Below are 17205 nucleotides of genomic sequence, written 5' to 3' on the forward strand. Positions count from 1 at the left end.
TCAATGCAACCTCTGGTTATTTGTACCATTGACGGTGTGCTGTCGGATAACAGCACCCGTCTTCATCTGCTCAGAGACGGTGGTGTCTCTGAGTATCACGAGCGCCATGACCGGGATGATACGGTGATTGCGTCAGTCCGTATGTTAAAGGGCTTTCAGCGTACCGGCTGCGATATTTTGATTGTGGACGACCGCCCTGCCGAATACATGCAGCAGACGGAAAACTGGCTGAAAGAGAACGGTGTATTTTTTGACTATCTGTATCTGCCGAAAGTTAAAGAAGCGGGTCGCGCTTTCAAGATGAAAGCTGTGCGTAATCATATTCGTGAGAATGGCGGTCAGATTATCGCTGTGATGTGCTCTGAGCGCCACGACGAGACTGATTTCCGAAACCACCAGCACCGGCCGACTGTTTACACCGTAACGCGGGGGGTATCTTGATTTCACTGATTGCAGCGGTCGGAAGAAATAACGGCATCGGCGTGAATAACGCCCTGCCCTGGCGTTGCTCCCGGGATCTGAAACTGTTCCGCAAAAAGACGCTTGGCGAGATTGTTGTTATGGGTCGTAAGACGGCGGAAAGTCTCGGGAAGCCGCTGAAAGACAGATTCAATTTTGTTCTGACACGTAACCCTGAAAAAGTACCGCCCGGCTTTGCAATCATCCGCAATATCGACGATGTGGTGGCGCTGGGCGACCTGCACACCGTTTACGTTATCGGTGGCGCGGAGATTTACCGGCAGTTCATCGGATTGGCACAACGCGCTTTCGTTTCCCATATTGAAACGGATGCGGCTGATGCTGATACCTTTTTCCCGATGGACGAGCTGCGGGCTGAGTTTAACCGAAAAATGACTCTTAACTTTTACGATGAAACAGACACCGAACCGGCGTTTGATCACGTCATGTACTGGAAGCAGTAATATGAAATCAGCATTTAAAATCGGGATTTGTGGCGCTCAGGGGGCTGGAAAAACCACGCTTGCCAAAGCCTTTTCCGAAGCGTCAGGTATTCCGTATTTCGACGCTGACGTGCGGGGCATTCTGAAACGACACGGCTTTGACTGCCGGGCAGATATGTCTCCGGTGGAATACTTCACAATGCAGTTTACGGTTTGTTGTGAACTTTACAGCAGTTATCCGGATGGAAATTTTATCACGGACAGAACACCGCTCGATGTGATGGGTTACACACTGGCGTATGTCCCGCCAAATATCAGCAGTGACAACGCGGCGGGTAAAGAAATTGAGCATTCCTTTATCGATATCCTGTCCGAATCACGGGTGGCTATAGCGGACAATTTCACCAATATCATGATGATCAGCGGCTACTTCTCTGGCAATGATGATACGGCGCGGACTGACCGTGCATCCGTTCATCTTGGCTACCGTACGAAAATTGAAAGCCTGATCCGGGGTGAGCTGCACCGGTTTGTCGATTTCGACTGCACCGGCCATGTGAAGTTTCACACGCTGGCCCGGGAAATCAAGGATCTTGATAAGCGGGTCGAAACGCTGTTTAGCCTCTTTGAAATCCACATTGATAACTACGGCTACCAAACTCAAGCCGCTCACTAATCCTTTAACGCCTGTGTGGTTGGCTGAAAATATACTGACCACACAACGGAGATTTACACAATGTCAGACGAAACTTTTTACGACGAAGACAACCCGGATGCCGGTGTTACCATGCTGGATCTGCGTGAGGAAATCGACCGCAAGGCGATACTTTCTATCGAGAAGATTGTTGACCGTTTTGAGAAGAATTTTATTACCCGCCGTGAAGCATCTACCGGTATTAATGCTGTGTTTGATGCGGTACAGGGACTGGTCAGTTCAGAAATCGGTGAAGTGCTTAACACGGTTCTTACTGAAATCGATAAATCAGAAAAGGCAGACAAATTCCCGATGGTATTTGGTCACAAAGGCAATGTTGTGATCCTCAGACCGGATATGTTCAGCTTGACCCTGAACACCATCATGGTCAATGCCGGCGGTGGCAAAGCGGAAAAAGTAGAACCGTTTGAAAATGAGACTATGCTGCTGAAAGCAGCGGTAACGAAAGCCATGACGTTCAGCAAAAACGGAGCTGTGCGGTTATGATGCCGGCAAAGACAAAAATTGCTGTCGGCATTGACCTTGAAACTACCGGTCTGGAATATGCTGACGGACACCGTATTTTTGAGATTGCTATCTGCGCCCGTGATCTGCTTACAGGGGCGGCTGTTAAGGATCTCGTTTTACGGTTCAATCCACGGCGGGAAATATCAGCAAAAGCGCAGGAAATTACCGGGGTTAAGCTGGCTGATCTGGTCGCAGAGCCGCTGTTTGAAACCAAAGCGAAGTCGATAGCAACAATCCTGAATAACGCCTCAGTCATTGTCGCTCACAACGGGTTAGGGTTCGACAAACCGTTTCTGGATCATGAGCTGGGTCTGTGCGGTGAGCGTCTGCGTTCAAATCTGATCTGGATGGATACCATGCTTCACGGGTTATGGGCGACACAGGACGGGAAACGCCCTACCCTGCGTGAACTGGCATTCTCGCTGGGTTATGAGTATGAAGAGGAAAAAGCCCACGGGGCGCTGTACGATACTCAGCTTATGATGGATTGCTTTTTCACAGCCCGGAACAAATACGGTCTGTTTAAGATACCGGATGAGGAAATTCTTTTGGAAGATAAACTGTCTGAAATGAGCGGTATGTTTTAGTTATACGGATAGCCGTAAATATTTATGGCTATCCGTTAAATTCATCAGTAGTTTTGTAAATCTGTATACCAACTTTCTTTGCCTACAGTTTTAAAAATATTCTCTTGAGATTTTTCAAAAACGGCTTCAAGTTTGGTTCTGTTATTCACGAGTGTCCTACCTTTTTTTTCGCACGTAGATTGAAGTAAGTCCCTATTAATTATTGATATGGATTTATTTTTAAATAAACCTAATTTATGAAATAAAAAAACAACCGTCACGGCCTTTCAGCTTTGCCTTCCAACCGCTATCAGTTGAGAATCCATAAAATATATCACTGCTGTTTTTTATGTTTATGATTTTATCTAGGTTTTCTGTATTTGTTGGCAGCAAGTCTGTTGGTGTTTTTTCCGTATCATAACCTATCGTTAGTGAAATGTTTTCACCATCAAATTTTGTTTTTTCAACTACGCGGAGTATTTCAATATAACTTCTGAGTAAGGAAATTTTATTTTTTAACTTGTTAGCTTTATTGCTTGGCTCTTTACGACTTGCAAAATCATCATAATCATGGCGGTTAACGGAAAATGTCTTGACGAAAAAATCTCGTTCTTGTAATGCACCTTTTGATTTTGCATATTCAACAGCATCTATATATACGGTGTCATAAAATAGTGGCCATGTATTTAAATAACCTGTTTTTAATTCACTCCGTTCATCTGCCTTAGTTTTTACCACCCTGACCATAGATAATTTTGACAAATAGTATTTTATATTTTCTAGTGCTTTTTCTTTGTCTGTTAAAAAAAACAGAGGTTTTATCATAAACGGTCAATTTTTAACTCCATGAGGTTCTGATTATTTATCTATATTACAACATCAAACGAAATAGTTGCCTTGAGTTGTAATAATGTTGAGTTACATCACAAGAAATTGACAGTACGTAAATGGCTAAATAACCTTTTGATTTTCAGTGCCTGTTAAACCATCTTTTCCGCCTGTTTGAGTCGTCCATAATTAGTGCATCAAACGAAAACACTGATTACAGGAAAATGTAAAATGACTATGAACACCACCTCTGTTACTTCCGATAGCGGTCTTTCTCTCGATGAAATGATGGCACTGTTAGATCCGGTTAGTCCTGCTGAAATTGCAGACGAGCCTGTTGCAGAGAAAACCGGCGCTATGGCTGATCTTGATAGCCTTTCTGCACAACTTGATGCGCTTGACGCGGCAGTTGTTACGAAGCAGGTTTCAGCGGTAGAGGCTGTTATCCCTACGACCACTGTAGACAGTAGCGAGGATTTGGATGCGGTGCTGTCAAAACTATCTGATGATTTAGGCAGTGAAGAACCTGACCTGAATAAGATTATTGAGCCTGAACCTGAGCCGGAAGAAGCAAAGGCAGAATCTGTTGCAGTTGCAGCAGCTGTTGTTGATCCGGCTGATGCTCCTGTTTACACAGTTGCAGCAAAGCCACGCCGTAAACGCAAGGCTGCTGCTGAAACAGGCGGGTCTACTGAGCCGGCTAAACCACGCGAACCGCGCAGTAAAATGAGCCTTGATGATCTGACTGACGAGGACTGCGGAAAAATCGGCGTTGATAAAGCGGCGCTGGTTGAGGCATACGAAAAATGTCCGGTAAAGGCGAAAGATAAAGTCGTCAATCTGATCCAGTGGGCGGTCAAAGGCAATGAACTGTCAGTCTATACGCAGTTGTGCATTGAGAACCTGATCAAAAATAACACCTCAACGTCTGAAATGTTCCGTCTTCACATGATGAGCAACCCGACACGTCCATATCCGGCAGCGACGGCTGGTTCTCAAGCGGGTCAGTTAATGGCGGTTCTGCCGGCACTAAATATCGCAGATCGCGTCGGTAAAAATCTGACGCTTAAAGCTGACAGCCCTATCGTCAAATTGTTCGTCTCACAAATGGCAGCGTAACGCCAGAATCGACTCAGGGGAGCGTATTGTGTAGTAGCAATACGTTTCCTCATCTTGTATCTGAAATCCTCTCAGAATTGCATACAGACACTCTACCGGACTTTTAAAACAATGCTTGCTGATCGATCCGGATGTTATAAACTCAATTCTTTTAATAGGTATTTAGGTACGTATGGGAACGACAACGACAGAAACATCCAGAAAAAGGGACAAATCACTAAAAGACCTGTGGCGAACGCCAGGTTGGTGTGTCACGGCAATACAGAAGTTATTGGCGCTGACTTTTGATGTGGATGTTGCCTGTAACAAAGATAACGCGCTTTTCCCGAATTACATCGGTCTGGAAAAAAATGCGCTGATATCCGAATGGGGAGCGTCGGACACGAAAGCGTTTCTGAACCCACCCTACTCCAAAATTGAGCCGTGGATTCACGCTGCTGTCCGGGAGCAAAGTCGAGGCGTGACAACCGTAATGCTGATACCGCAGTCCATCGATACAAAGTGGTATCTGCTGGCACGGGAACACGCTAACGAGGTTGTTTTCATCGTTGGTGGCCGGATAGCGTTTCTGGAGCCGGACGTTATGCTCGGATTCAAGGAGAGTCGTGAGAATACCGGCGGAAGCATGCTGGTGGTATTCCGTGGCTATTCTGGCGGTGTGGGCTGTATCAGCCGCGAAGTCGAAATAAACGTGATGAAAAAGCTGGGCGGGTATGTTCCGCCAGTCAGAGCAAAAAGAGTACCAAAGAAGAAACCCAAAAAAGAGTGTGCCGCTGTGTAACAACGCAAGCCGTGTTCCCATAATATATATTTAGATCTTTATTGGTTTTTCCTTATAAAAATCTCTTTAAATACTATCGGAGCACGGCTTACGAGAATCACTGCGGTTCGATAATAACTGCGGAGAAAATTTATGACGGAAACCGTAAATGTAGTCGCTTTTGTTGAAACCCCGTTCACGGAAAATGTCCGTGATCGCCTACAGGATAAAATGAAAAGTTTTGAACTCGCGGAATGGGCGTTTCAGTGTATTGAAACCGGTGAGAACAAAGACAACATGCGGCAGCTTGTCGGCGTTCTGGTGAATGAGGTGTTTGCACAAAGGAAATTGATCACTGACATGTGCAGTATTGGTAAATAACACATACGGTGTAGCGGGTTGGGCGCCCAACCCGCATTACTAAACTATGCTAAAACAGTATCATCTCCGAGGGTTGACGATGATGCCGGTTTTGGTTTTGGTTTCAAACCTTTCACACCGTCAGCTATGACGGTTTTATATTCAGTTATACCTGTAAGATACTCAACTTGCTGCAACGCCTTGCTCAAGTCAGCAAACTCATTACCAGTGCTGTTTACTCTTGCAATTTCAGTAACAATTTCACCGACAGAGTAACCATTTTTTTGAGCCTTTTTCAAGGCGCGAACCTCTTTTCGGAGGGTTGAAGTTTGGGTTTCTGGTAAAAATCTCATTTCATTTGACCTTTTACTTATTTGACACAGAATTCTAAACGGGGGCAGTGGCTATGACCCGTTTACTCCTAATCAGATGAGTATCTGACTTCAAGATGTAATAACAAAGGTTCGCTGATTACACAATAAATCCTACAGAAAAAGCGTGTTTTCTACCCATTTCTGCATGGAAAGTGTTCGTTGTGCTTGCTTTGTGAGCTGGTTAGGTTTTGAACGTAAATGTCTTATTGACCTTATGGTGGCATGTATTACGGAGCTTGTGGCTTTCCGGTCTTTATACACAAACATCATAGAAATCATGGGTGATAAAATACAGGCATCAGATATGCAGAACCTCTTTTGGGCGGGTCGTCCCGGCATCCATACAGCCTAAGTAGTGTGTGGTAATCGTTCACACCGGCAATAGCATGGTTTGTTATTACTTCGCTGCCACCATCTCCTGCTTTATCCTCGGTCAAAAGTCATTCGCCTGTAAGTTTCCGCATTTGTCACTGGTCATGAGCGCCGTTTTGATTGTTTTCAGGGGAGGATGCGCTAACACCTAACCATCATCACCGTTTACTGCATAATATGCGGTATTTATGCAGTCATAGAGTGATTACCAGCGCGATGATAATAGTTACATTGCATTATTTAATCAATAAGTGAATACATACCTTGTGATTATCGATTGCAATCTGAGCCGACAACTTGATCGCCGCTTATAAGGCGGAGAATTGTTTTATGGATGATTGAAAGGATGGGATTTTGAAACTTGTAGTAACAGGTCACAGGCTGAATAAACTCGGGTATGGGCGATTCGATCAGTTTTTGTGTGACACGCTGGCGGAGGTGTATCTTAAATTCCTCAACCCGGAAGTCGTGTACACCGGCGTTGCTTTGGGGTGGGACACCAATATTGCCAGAGCCTGTATATCTCTTGGTATACCGTTTATTGCCGCCGTACCGTTTGCCGGCCAGGAATGTAGATGGCCGGATCAGGCTCAGGCCGAATACCGGCGAATTTGCGACGCCGCCGAAAAGGTAGTGGTTGTTTGTGCCGGCAGTTACTCCCCTTTCAAGATGCAGGCCAGAAACGAATACATGGTGGATCGCGCCGACAAGGTTTTGGCACTGTTCAATAAAACAACCGGCGGGACGTTTAACTGCGTGAGATACGCTAAAAAGACAGGAAAAGAGGTGATTAACGCTTGGCGTGAGTATGAAATATTTCATTAAATAATGCTGGTGGTATGCAAATACCTATTGAATTAAAAATGTAATTGAGTCATATTAATCCTGTCACGGGATGGACGCATAATGGCGGAAGCCATTTTTACTCAGGACGAGTAAACCGGGTGAGTTGAGTCCGGTATATCCAGACTCACTCCCCAACCTGTTATGCGGGTTTGCACGACACATTGCCATAGCTCCCCTGAAAGCCCACTACGCCACGGTGGGCTTTCGCTTTTCCAGAGGTGACTAAATGTTCTCAAAATTATTCAATTTCTTTTTCGGCAAAAACACATCACGCAGTAATCAAACAGCCAAAAATGACCGCCGGTTATCATCAGGTCTTTACGGTGGCAACAACCGCTTCCGTGCCTCATCAAATTCACAAGGTACGTCCAGCCGCTCGCATCATATCGACCCCCTTTCTGACGATTATATCATTCATACAACAAGCACCAGCAGCACCAGCAGCACATCACCTCGCAGCTTCTCCTGTGATTCGTCCTACAGTGACAGTGACAGCAGTAGCTACAGCGGCGGTGATTCAGGCAGCAGTAGCTGCGATTAATCGAATAAAAGGAAAGGAAAATGCAAGAAGTAACGGTTGATCAGGTACATGAATTTTTGAAGCAGCACTACAAACATGACCGGTTTGAAGGGCGTAACACGGAAACGTGGGGTATTGATTATTCAATGACGGTAGCGGCCGGCGTGACAAAACAACTGAATCACGGCATTTACTCCCTGATCTCACACCATGATTCCAAAACCGGCGAAGCGGTCTGGTTTAACCACAAATTGATCGCTCAGGATAATCCGCCGAGCAGATGGTGGAAGTCTGCCAACCCGAAAGATTACCTGTACGGCGCTTACATCCACACTGATGGCTGCGGGAATTGCGGTGCGGAATTTACCGGCCCGAAGCACGCTGATATCTGTTACGAATGCGTTCTGGAGAGTTAAGGCAATGACATTATCAGAAATCTATGGCGCTTTTGCTGTTGGTCTGACCGGCGTTGCCGCCTGGAAAACTGGTTTTTTTCTTGTATGGCAACTGGGTTATAAGCGGCTGTACAGAAAAGTTTCGTTCAGAAAGCAGAGCTTTGACGCTGCTCTACAGGTGCTTATCCGTGCCGGTGAAAAAGTGAGTCAGAAAACGATGGAGCAGGTAAAAATCTCCTATTCAGACGACTCATATTCGATTTACTCAATCGGGGAATCAGCAGATCAGCTTGAGAGAGTCCTCAGCGGGTTTAACCGGCTGTCCGACGAAGACAAGGTAAAGCTGGATGCCGTGATGAAAGAAATCAGACCGTTTGAATCAGAGGTGAAACATTGAAAGCGAAGCGCGGTTTGATCCTTAATACTTTTCGTTACCTGTATGCCTTTACGTTCATCGTACCGTTGTATGTTGTTTCGGTATGCCTGTATTACCCGTCTAAGGCGGCAATCGCGGTGTTTCATTTCTTTCACCGCAACGGCATGAAAATCTTCTTCGAGCGTAATTCAGATCTCTGACATGCCTTTCAGTGCTGGTTGCTCACCTCGCCAGCACTGTCATCATATCCATATCGAAAAATGAAAGAGAAATCCCATGATAGACCTGATTAAGAAGTCGCGTGACTTTGCAGAAAAAGCACATGCCGGCCAAAAGCGGAAGTACACCGGTGAGGATTACATCACCCACCCTGTTCATGTGGCGCAGATCGTCGGTGGTTTCGCCGGCTCGACGCAGGAAATGACAATTGCCGCTTTACTGCATGATGTGGTTGAGGACACTGGTGTAACACTGAGTGAGATCCGTCTGAATTTCGGCGATGAGGTGGCAGAGCTGGTTCACTGCCTTACCAATATCCGTTTTACCGAAAAACAGAAAGAATCAGTATTTAGCCGCCCGCGACGTTACGGTATGAACGCGGCGAAGATTTTCTTTCAGGATAACCGCGCTGCAAACACGATTAAAATCGCAGATATGATGAGCAACCTCAGCAATGTCTTTGATCATGACCGGAAGTACGGTACACGGTATCTGGCTGAGAAAACATATCTGTGCGACAACATTATCAGCCGAAACTGCAATCCTGCTGCTGTTCACGAGTTTTACGCTCTGGCTTCCCTGCTTTACGACGATTTAAATCAGGACGAAAAGACCCGTTACGGAATGCACTACAACACTCTCGATAACGCGACCAAAGATGAAATCCTTCGCCGCGACCCGATGGTTACTGTTTCATACTCTGCTGCTGTTGGCTTGAAGCCGGCAGAGCCAGTCTTTAAATCAGCAAAAGACCTGCAACCGAATGATGTGATCAACATTATTGGCGGCTGGTATCGCGTTCGTTATATCAATTACAGACCATACGAAATTTCGGTACAGCTACAGCGTAAAGAGCATGAACTGTCGCCGTTACTGGATCAGACCTGCATGACTCTTTCGGTTGACCGTAATCTGAATGTTCTTTTCCCTGTTGAGGTTAGCAATGAAAGTAAAGACACCGTTTAACCCCAGCAAACGCGCCGAATGCCGTGTGAAAGATCCGGTTCCGGCTCCGACGAGCTGTCACTACTGCTCAGGCAATGTGGCGGTCGCCAGTAATGATTGCATTTACGGTCGTGAGTATGGTGTATGGCCGTGGGTGTATCTCTGTGGATCTTGCGGTGCGTATGTTGGTCTGCACCCGTTCACGGCTATTCCGTTGGGGTCACTGGCTGATTATGAAACCAGAGAGGCGAGGAAACACAGTAAACGCTATTTCAGCAACCTGCTTACTGTACGTAACCTAAAACGTAGTGACGGTTATAAGATCATGGCTGATGAAATGGGTATAGACCGGTCGAAATGTCACTTCGGTATGTTTGATATCGAAATGTGTAATCGTGCCGCAGATGCGTGTGAAAGATTGTTAAAGGTGCAGCAATGAAGTTCAAGCCAGAAACTCTGATGGATATGGCGGTACTGGTATCACGCGAATCAAAGTGCGTTAAGTATCAGGTTGGCTGTGTTATCGAGAAAGACGGCAGGATTATCGCCACCGGCTGCAATGGAACGCCAGCCGGTGCGTTAAACTGCTGTGATGTATCAGCGTCGAAAGGCTGGGATATGTCAAAATCAGCAGACCGGCTCAAGCATCGTGAATGGTCGGATGTGAACGAGATCCACGCAGAAATGAACGCCGTCATGACAGCCAGCGAAAGCGTCAAAGGCGCGAACGTTTATGTCACCGTCGAGCCGTGTAACCAGTGTGCGAAAAATCTTGTCCAAGCGGGTGTAAAGTCGGTCACATTTATTCAGTCAAAAAGCGGCAGTGGTGTGTTTATGAGTAAGCATGGCGTTAGTGTATATGGTATAAAAACATGTTTGTTAATTGGTTAATCCGCTAGTATTATTTTTGTGAATTTATAATAACTTTGAGGTAATTATGAATAGTGTTGATTTTTGGGGGTTATTAATAGGTAATGGCGCTATATTCACCGCCGTAGCTGTAGCGCTTAAATTTTTGAATGACAAAAATACGGCAAAACAAATAGATAAAGCGATTAGTAGTTTACATAATTTATCAGAATCTCAAATTGCTAGTGTTATACAAGATAATATTAAAATTTATGAAAATAGAAAGTTTGTTGAGCAACAAATTGTAACGGGCAATATAGCGCACATGCGTCAGGCGTGGATTATTGATCTAAGAACAAAGTCTGCTGATTTTCTTGATAAATCTAGATATTGCCGCATTATTTTGGAAAGAATACTGAGGATAAAAGTCAGTTATAGGGACGTATTTTCTGAAGAAATAAATAATGAGATTAATGATTTAAAAACTAAGTTTGAAAACTCAATTTTATCCATAGGTGGTATAAGCTCGTATATTGATTTATTACTTCCATTCGCATTTAAAAATAAAGAGAGAGAAAAAGATGAACTTGAGGCTGAAAGTGTAAGGGAAGATATGCTTTCTATTGCAGGTAAATTATACGAAATTTATAGTTTAATTGATGAGGATGACGAACTGGTCACAAGAAATATTGAAGAAATATTACAACTGGAAATTTCCATGACCGAGCAACTTAAAGCATTACTTTATAAAGAATGGAAGGTAACCAGTAGCCTTCAAGCGTTGAAAGAAATATATAAGTAGTAATATATCAATGTGTAAATGCCGTCATTAAATAATTATCAGCCTTTTGCGATGTGAGACAATAACATCAATGAGAAAACGAAATTATTTACATGGCGGTATAAACAATGAGCACAGCATTAACCCTTTCCACTCCGCATTTAGATTTCTCCGGTAGTGACTTTGTTTTCCGCGAGGAAATGAATCAGATCCGCAACGTGATTTCAGACTTTCAGGCCGAAATAAAAGAGCGTGAGATGCTGCATTCAATTCTGTTCGCCGGTGATCGCGTTACCAAAATAAACAATCTGCTGGATGAGGCGGCAAAGCCGGGTGAACACAGGCACGGCTCATACCGTCTGCCATACCACATTGACCTCGATTACGTTCGTGGCAACCTGAGAGCCAAATACTGGCAAAAGGTTGTTGATATGACCAACGTCCTGCAACTGATGCCGGCAAAACGCCGTGATGAGTGGAGACGGCAGTTTATCGAGGGGAAAGTCACTATGGATAAGCCAGATCCGTACTGCGGCAGCATGCGGTCTGTTGTCGAGTATGTCGGCGTGCCGGAGTTCAGCGAGGACTCGGTGTTTCCCACCCTGCTTGCGTTGCTTAATGAGCGAAACGTATTCCTGAATGAGCGGGTTTACGGGGTGTTCTGCGCTCTGAGTCCGAAACACAAAACGAACAAAAGCTATGGTTTTTCTGAGCGTCTTATCCTTACGGATGTAATTAGTGACCGCTGGTATGACTCTATTTCGACAACCAGTTACCGTGAGGACAGCATTGACGACCTGCGGATGGTACTGCGGTTTTTCGCACACGGTAGCTTATCAAGGGTAGAGCGTTTGCAGACTGTCCTGAGCGCGGTATACCGTGAAGATGCAGAAAACCATAACTTCGGTAAGTGGGTATCGATAGACGGCAATTTGCTCCGGGTGAAAATGTTTATGAATGGCAACCTGCATATCGAGATCCATCCTGATGTTGCGTGGAAACTTAATGAGGTCTTGGCAGCATCACTGCCGTATGCCATTCCGACCGAGTTCCGCAGTACGCCGGCAAACCGCCGTGTTGTTAAAGATTTCGGGGAGATCCTGACGCCTATCGATGATGAAGTGATAACTCTGATCACGACCCTGGACGGCTCAGAATATGAATTTACGGCTTCTCACTACCATTGGGACAGCGCAAAGGCAGATACAAAGGCGGAGTTTGTTGAAGTCATGAAGAAACTCGGTGGATTCCCCGGCAAGCACAGCAGCGCATGGTGCTTCCCCTACCCGTTCAGTGAAGTGAAAAACTACATCACCAGAAGCCGCTGTATGCCGGAACAGAAATCACACCAATTCTATCCGACACCTGAGCCTATTCAGCGCGTGGTGGCAGATCTGATTGAGTTGCAGGACGGCGATAGACTGCTTGAGCCGTCAGCAGGACGCGGTGATTTACTCACGTTTATCGACGCACCGGATCAGACAACCTGTATCGAGCTGTCACCGATATTCTGCAAAATCCTTGAGTCGAAAGGCTACAAAGCTACAAATGGTGACTTCCTGAAATGGTCAGACGAGAATACCGGCGTTGAGTTCGATAAAATCGCCATGAACCCGCCATACTCAGAGGGGCGTGCCAAGGCACATGTAGAGGCTGCGATACGCCACCTCGAACCGGGCGGGCGCTGTGTGGCAGTTATGCCGGGAAGTGAACGGATGCAGTGGCTGGATGCCGGGCAGTACAGGGTTGAAGACTGCGGAACGTTCAGCGGGGAGTTTGAAGATACGGGTGTAACTGTGAAAGTTTTCAAAATCGTTAAGATGTAACATTTTTAAGGGATAAAATAATATATAATTTTAAGAAAATAGCATATTGGCATGATATATGGTGATTACTGTGAATAAAATGATTGTAGGTATGAGTGTGGCTTTGTTGTCTTTTTGCACAATTGCAGAAGAAATAAAATGTGAGCCTCATAAATCGGGAATTTTAAAATTTGCTAGTGGAACAGATATCGTCGAGAAAATGAGTTTCCATCAATACCTTGATAGTAATATATATAAAGTGTCTGGGAACAAGGATCCGTCGGAAAATTATGATGAAAATAAGGCAATTTTCTGTCAGGCTGCTGATGTTAAGGAAAAAAAAGAATGTGGGGATCTCATAAGTAACTGTATTTCTTGGTATGGTAATTTGTCAAAAAATGAGAAAGATGAATTAATATTTAGACATATAGCTAGCTATTTGGATGCTTTATCGAAAAGTTAAGATATTTATAATATCTAGTTCGGTAATTTTTATTGTGCATATCAGCAAATTGCTGAGAACTATTGGTAATGTTCGTCTCTGTACCAAAATGCATATAAAAGTATTTGAGTCTACGGATTGATGCTGACTTTTTTGAACAGTGATCCCAGAGAGTGATAATTATGGATATAAAAACGGATATCTGTACATGGCTGCTTAAACAGCAGGAATGGTTCCAGGTTCTTGCGGAAAATCTTATCGCTAAAGGTAGTTTGTCAGTTGAAGATATCAACTGTATAGTTGCTTTGATTAAAACTCCAGAAGGTCAAAGTGTTACGAAGAATCGAACATTTGATGGACTTGCATCTCCGGAGGCAAATGACGATACTCTCCGGATCATCAAAATTGATACAGTTCGAGGAATCGAAAATCTCGCTCCTCGTATACCTCTTGACTTTGGTACAGGTAATCTCACAGTTATTTATGGCCACAATGGTTCAGGTAAATCTAGTTACACTCGGGTGCTGAAACGTGTATCAGGTAAGCCTCGAGCCGCCCCATTAAAGCCAAATGTCTTTCAGCCGACGCCACCCGAACAAAGTTGTCATATTACGTGGGAAATAAATGGTGTTAGTGAGAGTGAAAGCTGGACATCCAATAGCGCCGCTATCAATGCTCTTAAGGTGATCGATATTTTTGACACTGATGAGGCTCAACATTATCTCACTCAAGAAAGCACCGCTACCTATATTCCAAGTGTAGTGAGTTTTTTTTGAAAAATTAGCCCAGTATACAAAAATTATTCGTGAAAAACTTAGCAGCGAGCAGGGATTACTAGTGAGCCAACTTCCTATGCTTCCTGACTCTTATCGGCGCTGTATTATCTCTGGGAATTATAGCGCATTAGGAGGTGTCAGCGCCGAGAATATCTCGATAATGACCAATTGGTCAGATGTCGATGAACAGATGCTGAAAGTACTAAATGAACGACTCAGTGTGCAAGATCCTACTGAACACGCTCGACAAAAATTGGCTCTACGTACCTCTGTTATACAAATCATAACCAAACTGGAACAAACGGCACGTGCGTTTAGTGTATCTGGTATCGATACAATTCGAGCCTTGAGAGCTGATGCAAGGACAAAACGTATTGCCGCACAGGAAAGTCAAAAAATTAAAGATGGTTCTCTTGAGGGGGTTGGTACTTCGACATGGAGAGCTATGTGGGAAGCCGCTCGGATATATTCACAGCTGCCTTATCCCGATGTAGCGTTTCCTGTTACAGCCGGAGCGAGCTGTTTGCTTTGTAATCAGGAACTATCCGCAGAGGCGCAACAAAGGTTAGTAAATTTTGAAGCATTCGTGCAATCCCGTATCGAGATCGAGGCTAACGCGGCAGAAGATTATTATGTGCGTGCACTCAGTAATTTAATGGTTTCTCCTTCCACGTCTGAGATTGCTACTCTTTGCGCTGGTGCTGCCCTCCCTGACCAGTGGAAGGAGTACTTGTCAAGTATATGGACCTTAGCATCAGCTTCTCGTCAATCATTAATTGAACACGAAGCGATTCAGAATGCGCAACCAATACCTGATTTGAGTGATGCGATAACAAAATTAATTGTATATCGCGATAAACTTCAGGGTGAAGCTGACCAATTTCAAAAGGATGCTGCTGGATTTGACAAAGCTAAAGCGATACTGGACAAAAATGAAGCAGAGGCTCGTAAGTGGGTCGCTAGTCAAAAAGAATCAATTGAGGCTGAATCAGTTAGGCTTAGAAGATATGACGACTACGATAAATGGATAGGATTTACCAATTCCCGTTTTATTTCATTAAAATCTACTGATGTAACTCAAAAAGTAGTAACGGACGCCTATGCCGCGAGGTTTAATCAGGAATTGAGAGCGCTAGGAGCCGGCACTATTCAGGTTGAGCTTGTGAAAATCAGGACTGAAAATGCGAAGGTTTTACACCAGCTACAATTGATTGGCGTTCAGAGAGATAAGCCGCATAACGTTCTTAGTGAGGGGGAAAGGCGAATTATTTCGTTAGCGGCATTCTTAGCTGACGTAAGTGATAGGCCAGGATCTGCTCCATTTATTTTTGATGACCCTATTTCTTCACTGGATCATGATTTTGAGTGGCATGTTGCGAAGAGATTGGTGGAGCTTGCAAAATCTCGTCAGGTTATTATTTTGACACACAGATTGTCTCTTTTTGGTGTAATAGAGGATTTGGCTAAAAAAAGAAGGCGATGTGTGGAAAAAACAGCATCATCTCTCTATATGTATCGAATCTTACAACGGTGTCGCCGGCCAACCAGCTGATCAGGCTGCTTGGAACGCAAATACTAGATCAGCTAATAATATTCTTCTAGAAAAATTGAGTAAGGCTTTCCAGATTGGTGAAGAACATGGAGCAGAAGCATATCGTGGGCTAGCTCAAGGCATTTGTAGTGATTTTCGAAAACTTATTGAACGCTCTGTTGAAGAGGACTTACTTAATGGGATTGTTTTACGGCACCGCCGAGGCATTCAAACAGATGGGAGGCTTCAGCATATACCAAGTATTTCTTTAGAGGATTGTAAATTAATCGAAAGTCTGATGACTAAATACAGTTGTTTCGAACACAGTCAATCAACCGAAGTGCCTATTTTCATCCCTGAATTTTCAGAGTTGCAAGCTGACCTCACTTGTTTAAAGGAATGGCGCGAGCAACTTAAAAAGCGGCGGACACAATAGAAATATAGTGACTAAAACCACCTCAGCGTTGACGTTTTCTATAAGTGCGAATTGACTATCATTTAAAGCCTCTTTTTGAGGCTTTTATCGTATATAAATCAGATAGATATAGATGTATAAGGATTGCAAAGTCATGATCAACGAATAGTCAACGAAAAATTGACTTTTGAGGGGCAAAAAATTGACCATTTCGCAAAGACATTCTTACAGAGATTCCGGCGATATATCCGAGGAAAAACGAAACCGGAGCAATTCCCAAAACGTAGAATCAGGCAGTCCGGAACAATCAGAATATCCAGCCCAAAACAGCGAACCATAAACCCCAAATCTGGAGAGGAAACAGACCAAAGGCAAAACGAAACCGGAGAGTAATCAGCAGGAGCAATATCGAACCAAAGAGACAACCGCCCTGCCCCACCAATTCCATTCCCAAAGCAATCCCTGAAACAACCCAACCTGATTACCACAGGCAGACCAACCCAATATTTCAAGGCAACCTGATTAACCCAGGCAATCCCAAAGAGTAAACAATCCAGCCAGTTTCCTGATACGTCATTAAGGTATACACGGAGAAAACAACAGAGTGTCAAAACTAACGGGAAAGCCCAAACGTCAACCATTACGATAAGGAAAGCAAGTAAATAACAAAACTACGGCAATAACTAAATAAGATAAATAATCAACACGTCAACGATAACGACAACACGAAAATGACAGCATTTAAATAACGCCAGAAATAACGGGAACAAGACCATCACCCAAAGGAATACCAGTAGAGCCA

23 protein-coding genes are annotated in these 17205 nt (G+C 44.4%); 21 read left to right on the top strand and 2 right to left on the bottom strand.

Going from position 1 to position 17205, the window contains the following annotated elements; all coding sequences use genetic code 11:
* Window positions 1-3: 3 nt before the first annotated feature.
* From AYY16_RS19155 to AYY16_RS19175, 5 genes are read left to right on the top strand one after another with little or no spacing between them, the layout of a single operon-like run.
* Window positions 4-441: an HAD family hydrolase gene (locus AYY16_RS19155; protein ID WP_067370536.1), complete on the top strand. Its 438-nt coding sequence runs from the start codon at window positions 4-6 to the stop codon at window positions 439-441.
* The gene (locus tag AYY16_RS19160; protein WP_162271080.1) at window positions 438-923 is read left to right on the top strand and encodes a dihydrofolate reductase; all 486 of its coding nucleotides are present in this window, start codon (window positions 438-440) and stop codon (window positions 921-923) included. Before AYY16_RS19155 ends, AYY16_RS19160 begins: the two co-directional genes overlap by 4 nt.
* A 1-nt stretch (window position 924) precedes the next feature.
* Complete coding sequence (locus AYY16_RS19165; RefSeq protein WP_067370539.1) at window positions 925-1578, top strand: AAA family ATPase; 654 nt, start codon at window positions 925-927, stop codon at window positions 1576-1578.
* 60 nt (window positions 1579-1638) lie between these two features.
* A complete protein-coding gene (locus AYY16_RS19170) occupies window positions 1639-2103 on the top strand; it encodes a hypothetical protein (RefSeq protein WP_067370543.1) in 465 nt (154 codons plus the stop codon).
* Window positions 2100-2711: a 3'-5' exonuclease gene (locus AYY16_RS19175; protein WP_223861257.1), complete on the top strand. Its 612-nt coding sequence runs from the start codon at window positions 2100-2102 to the stop codon at window positions 2709-2711. The genes AYY16_RS19170 and AYY16_RS19175 overlap by 4 nt, the downstream gene beginning before the upstream one ends.
* Window positions 2712-2945: 234 nt before the next feature.
* Here the strand turns inward: AYY16_RS19175 and AYY16_RS19180 are convergent, their stop codons facing one another.
* Window positions 2946-3515 carry a hypothetical protein gene (locus AYY16_RS19180; protein WP_067370546.1) on the bottom strand — a complete coding sequence of 190 codons (570 nt, stop codon included), beginning with the start codon at window positions 3513-3515 and terminating at the stop codon, window positions 2946-2948.
* Window positions 3516-3749: 234 nt separating this feature from the next.
* Here AYY16_RS19180 and AYY16_RS19185 point away from each other — a divergent pair, with 234 nt between their 5' ends.
* The 3 genes from AYY16_RS19185 to AYY16_RS19195 all read left to right on the top strand — a co-directional run bounded on the left by AYY16_RS19185 (window position 3750) and on the right by AYY16_RS19195 (window position 5778).
* Window positions 3750-4637: a hypothetical protein gene (locus tag AYY16_RS19185; RefSeq protein WP_067370550.1), complete on the top strand. Its 888-nt coding sequence runs from the start codon at window positions 3750-3752 to the stop codon at window positions 4635-4637.
* Between the two features lie 172 nt (window positions 4638-4809).
* Window positions 4810-5418 carry a phage N-6-adenine-methyltransferase gene (locus AYY16_RS19190; RefSeq protein ID WP_067370552.1) on the top strand — a complete coding sequence of 203 codons (609 nt, stop codon included), beginning with the start codon at window positions 4810-4812 and terminating at the stop codon, window positions 5416-5418.
* A 132-nt stretch (window positions 5419-5550) separates the two neighbouring features.
* Window positions 5551-5778, top strand: a complete 228-nt coding sequence (locus AYY16_RS19195) for a hypothetical protein (RefSeq protein ID WP_067370555.1) — start codon at window positions 5551-5553, stop codon at window positions 5776-5778.
* Window positions 5779-5822: 44 nt separating this feature from the next.
* Here the strand turns inward: AYY16_RS19195 and AYY16_RS19200 are convergent, their stop codons facing one another.
* Complete coding sequence (locus AYY16_RS19200; protein ID WP_067370558.1) at window positions 5823-6110, bottom strand: hypothetical protein; 288 nt, start codon at window positions 6108-6110, stop codon at window positions 5823-5825.
* Window positions 6111-6857: 747 nt separating this feature from the next.
* Here AYY16_RS19200 and AYY16_RS19205 point away from each other — a divergent pair.
* From AYY16_RS19205 to AYY16_RS21310, 13 genes are all read left to right on the top strand, one after another.
* Window positions 6858-7328, top strand: coding sequence for an SLOG family protein (locus AYY16_RS19205; RefSeq protein WP_067370560.1), 471 nt, complete (start codon window positions 6858-6860; stop codon window positions 7326-7328).
* 247 nt (window positions 7329-7575) lie between these two features.
* A complete protein-coding gene (locus tag AYY16_RS19210; protein WP_067370564.1) occupies window positions 7576-7890 on the top strand; it encodes a hypothetical protein in 315 nt (104 codons plus the stop codon).
* Between the two features lie 20 nt (window positions 7891-7910).
* The gene (locus AYY16_RS20670) at window positions 7911-8285 is read left to right on the top strand and encodes a hypothetical protein (RefSeq protein ID WP_067370569.1); all 375 of its coding nucleotides are present in this window, start codon (window positions 7911-7913) and stop codon (window positions 8283-8285) included.
* A gap of 4 nt (window positions 8286-8289) precedes the next feature.
* A complete protein-coding gene (locus AYY16_RS19220; RefSeq protein WP_067370572.1) occupies window positions 8290-8661 on the top strand; it encodes a hypothetical protein in 372 nt (123 codons plus the stop codon).
* Window positions 8662-8916: 255 nt separating this feature from the next.
* A complete protein-coding gene (locus AYY16_RS19225; protein ID WP_067370575.1) occupies window positions 8917-9825 on the top strand; it encodes an HD domain-containing protein in 909 nt (302 codons plus the stop codon).
* A complete protein-coding gene (locus AYY16_RS19230) occupies window positions 9803-10243 on the top strand; it encodes a zinc-finger-containing protein (protein ID WP_067370579.1) in 441 nt (146 codons plus the stop codon). Before AYY16_RS19225 ends, AYY16_RS19230 begins: the two co-directional genes overlap by 23 nt.
* Window positions 10240-10695 carry a deaminase gene (locus AYY16_RS19235; RefSeq protein WP_067370583.1) on the top strand — a complete coding sequence of 152 codons (456 nt, stop codon included), beginning with the start codon at window positions 10240-10242 and terminating at the stop codon, window positions 10693-10695. The genes AYY16_RS19230 and AYY16_RS19235 overlap by 4 nt, the downstream gene beginning before the upstream one ends.
* 46 nt (window positions 10696-10741) lie before the next feature.
* Window positions 10742-11455, top strand: a complete 714-nt coding sequence (locus AYY16_RS19240) for a hypothetical protein (RefSeq protein ID WP_067370589.1) — start codon at window positions 10742-10744, stop codon at window positions 11453-11455.
* Between the two features lie 107 nt (window positions 11456-11562).
* Complete coding sequence (locus AYY16_RS19245) at window positions 11563-13260, top strand: DUF4942 domain-containing protein (RefSeq protein WP_067370592.1); 1698 nt, start codon at window positions 11563-11565, stop codon at window positions 13258-13260.
* 70 nt (window positions 13261-13330) lie between these two features.
* On the top strand, window positions 13331-13702 hold the full coding sequence (locus AYY16_RS19250; RefSeq protein ID WP_150385159.1) for a hypothetical protein: 372 nt from the start codon (window positions 13331-13333) through the stop codon (window positions 13700-13702).
* Window positions 13703-13863: 161 nt separating this feature from the next.
* A complete protein-coding gene (locus AYY16_RS20060; protein ID WP_156665036.1) occupies window positions 13864-14457 on the top strand; it encodes a hypothetical protein in 594 nt (197 codons plus the stop codon).
* A gap of 61 nt (window positions 14458-14518) precedes the next feature.
* A complete protein-coding gene (locus AYY16_RS21305; protein ID WP_235846354.1) occupies window positions 14519-16009 on the top strand; it encodes an AAA family ATPase in 1491 nt (496 codons plus the stop codon).
* Window positions 15939-16424, top strand: coding sequence for a hypothetical protein (locus AYY16_RS21310; protein WP_235846355.1), 486 nt, complete (start codon window positions 15939-15941; stop codon window positions 16422-16424). The genes AYY16_RS21305 and AYY16_RS21310 overlap by 71 nt, the downstream gene beginning before the upstream one ends.
* Window positions 16425-17205 lie beyond the last annotated feature (781 nt).

Source organism: Morganella psychrotolerans (genome assembly GCF_001676155.1).
GTDB lineage: Bacteria > Pseudomonadota > Gammaproteobacteria > Enterobacterales > Enterobacteriaceae > Morganella > Morganella psychrotolerans.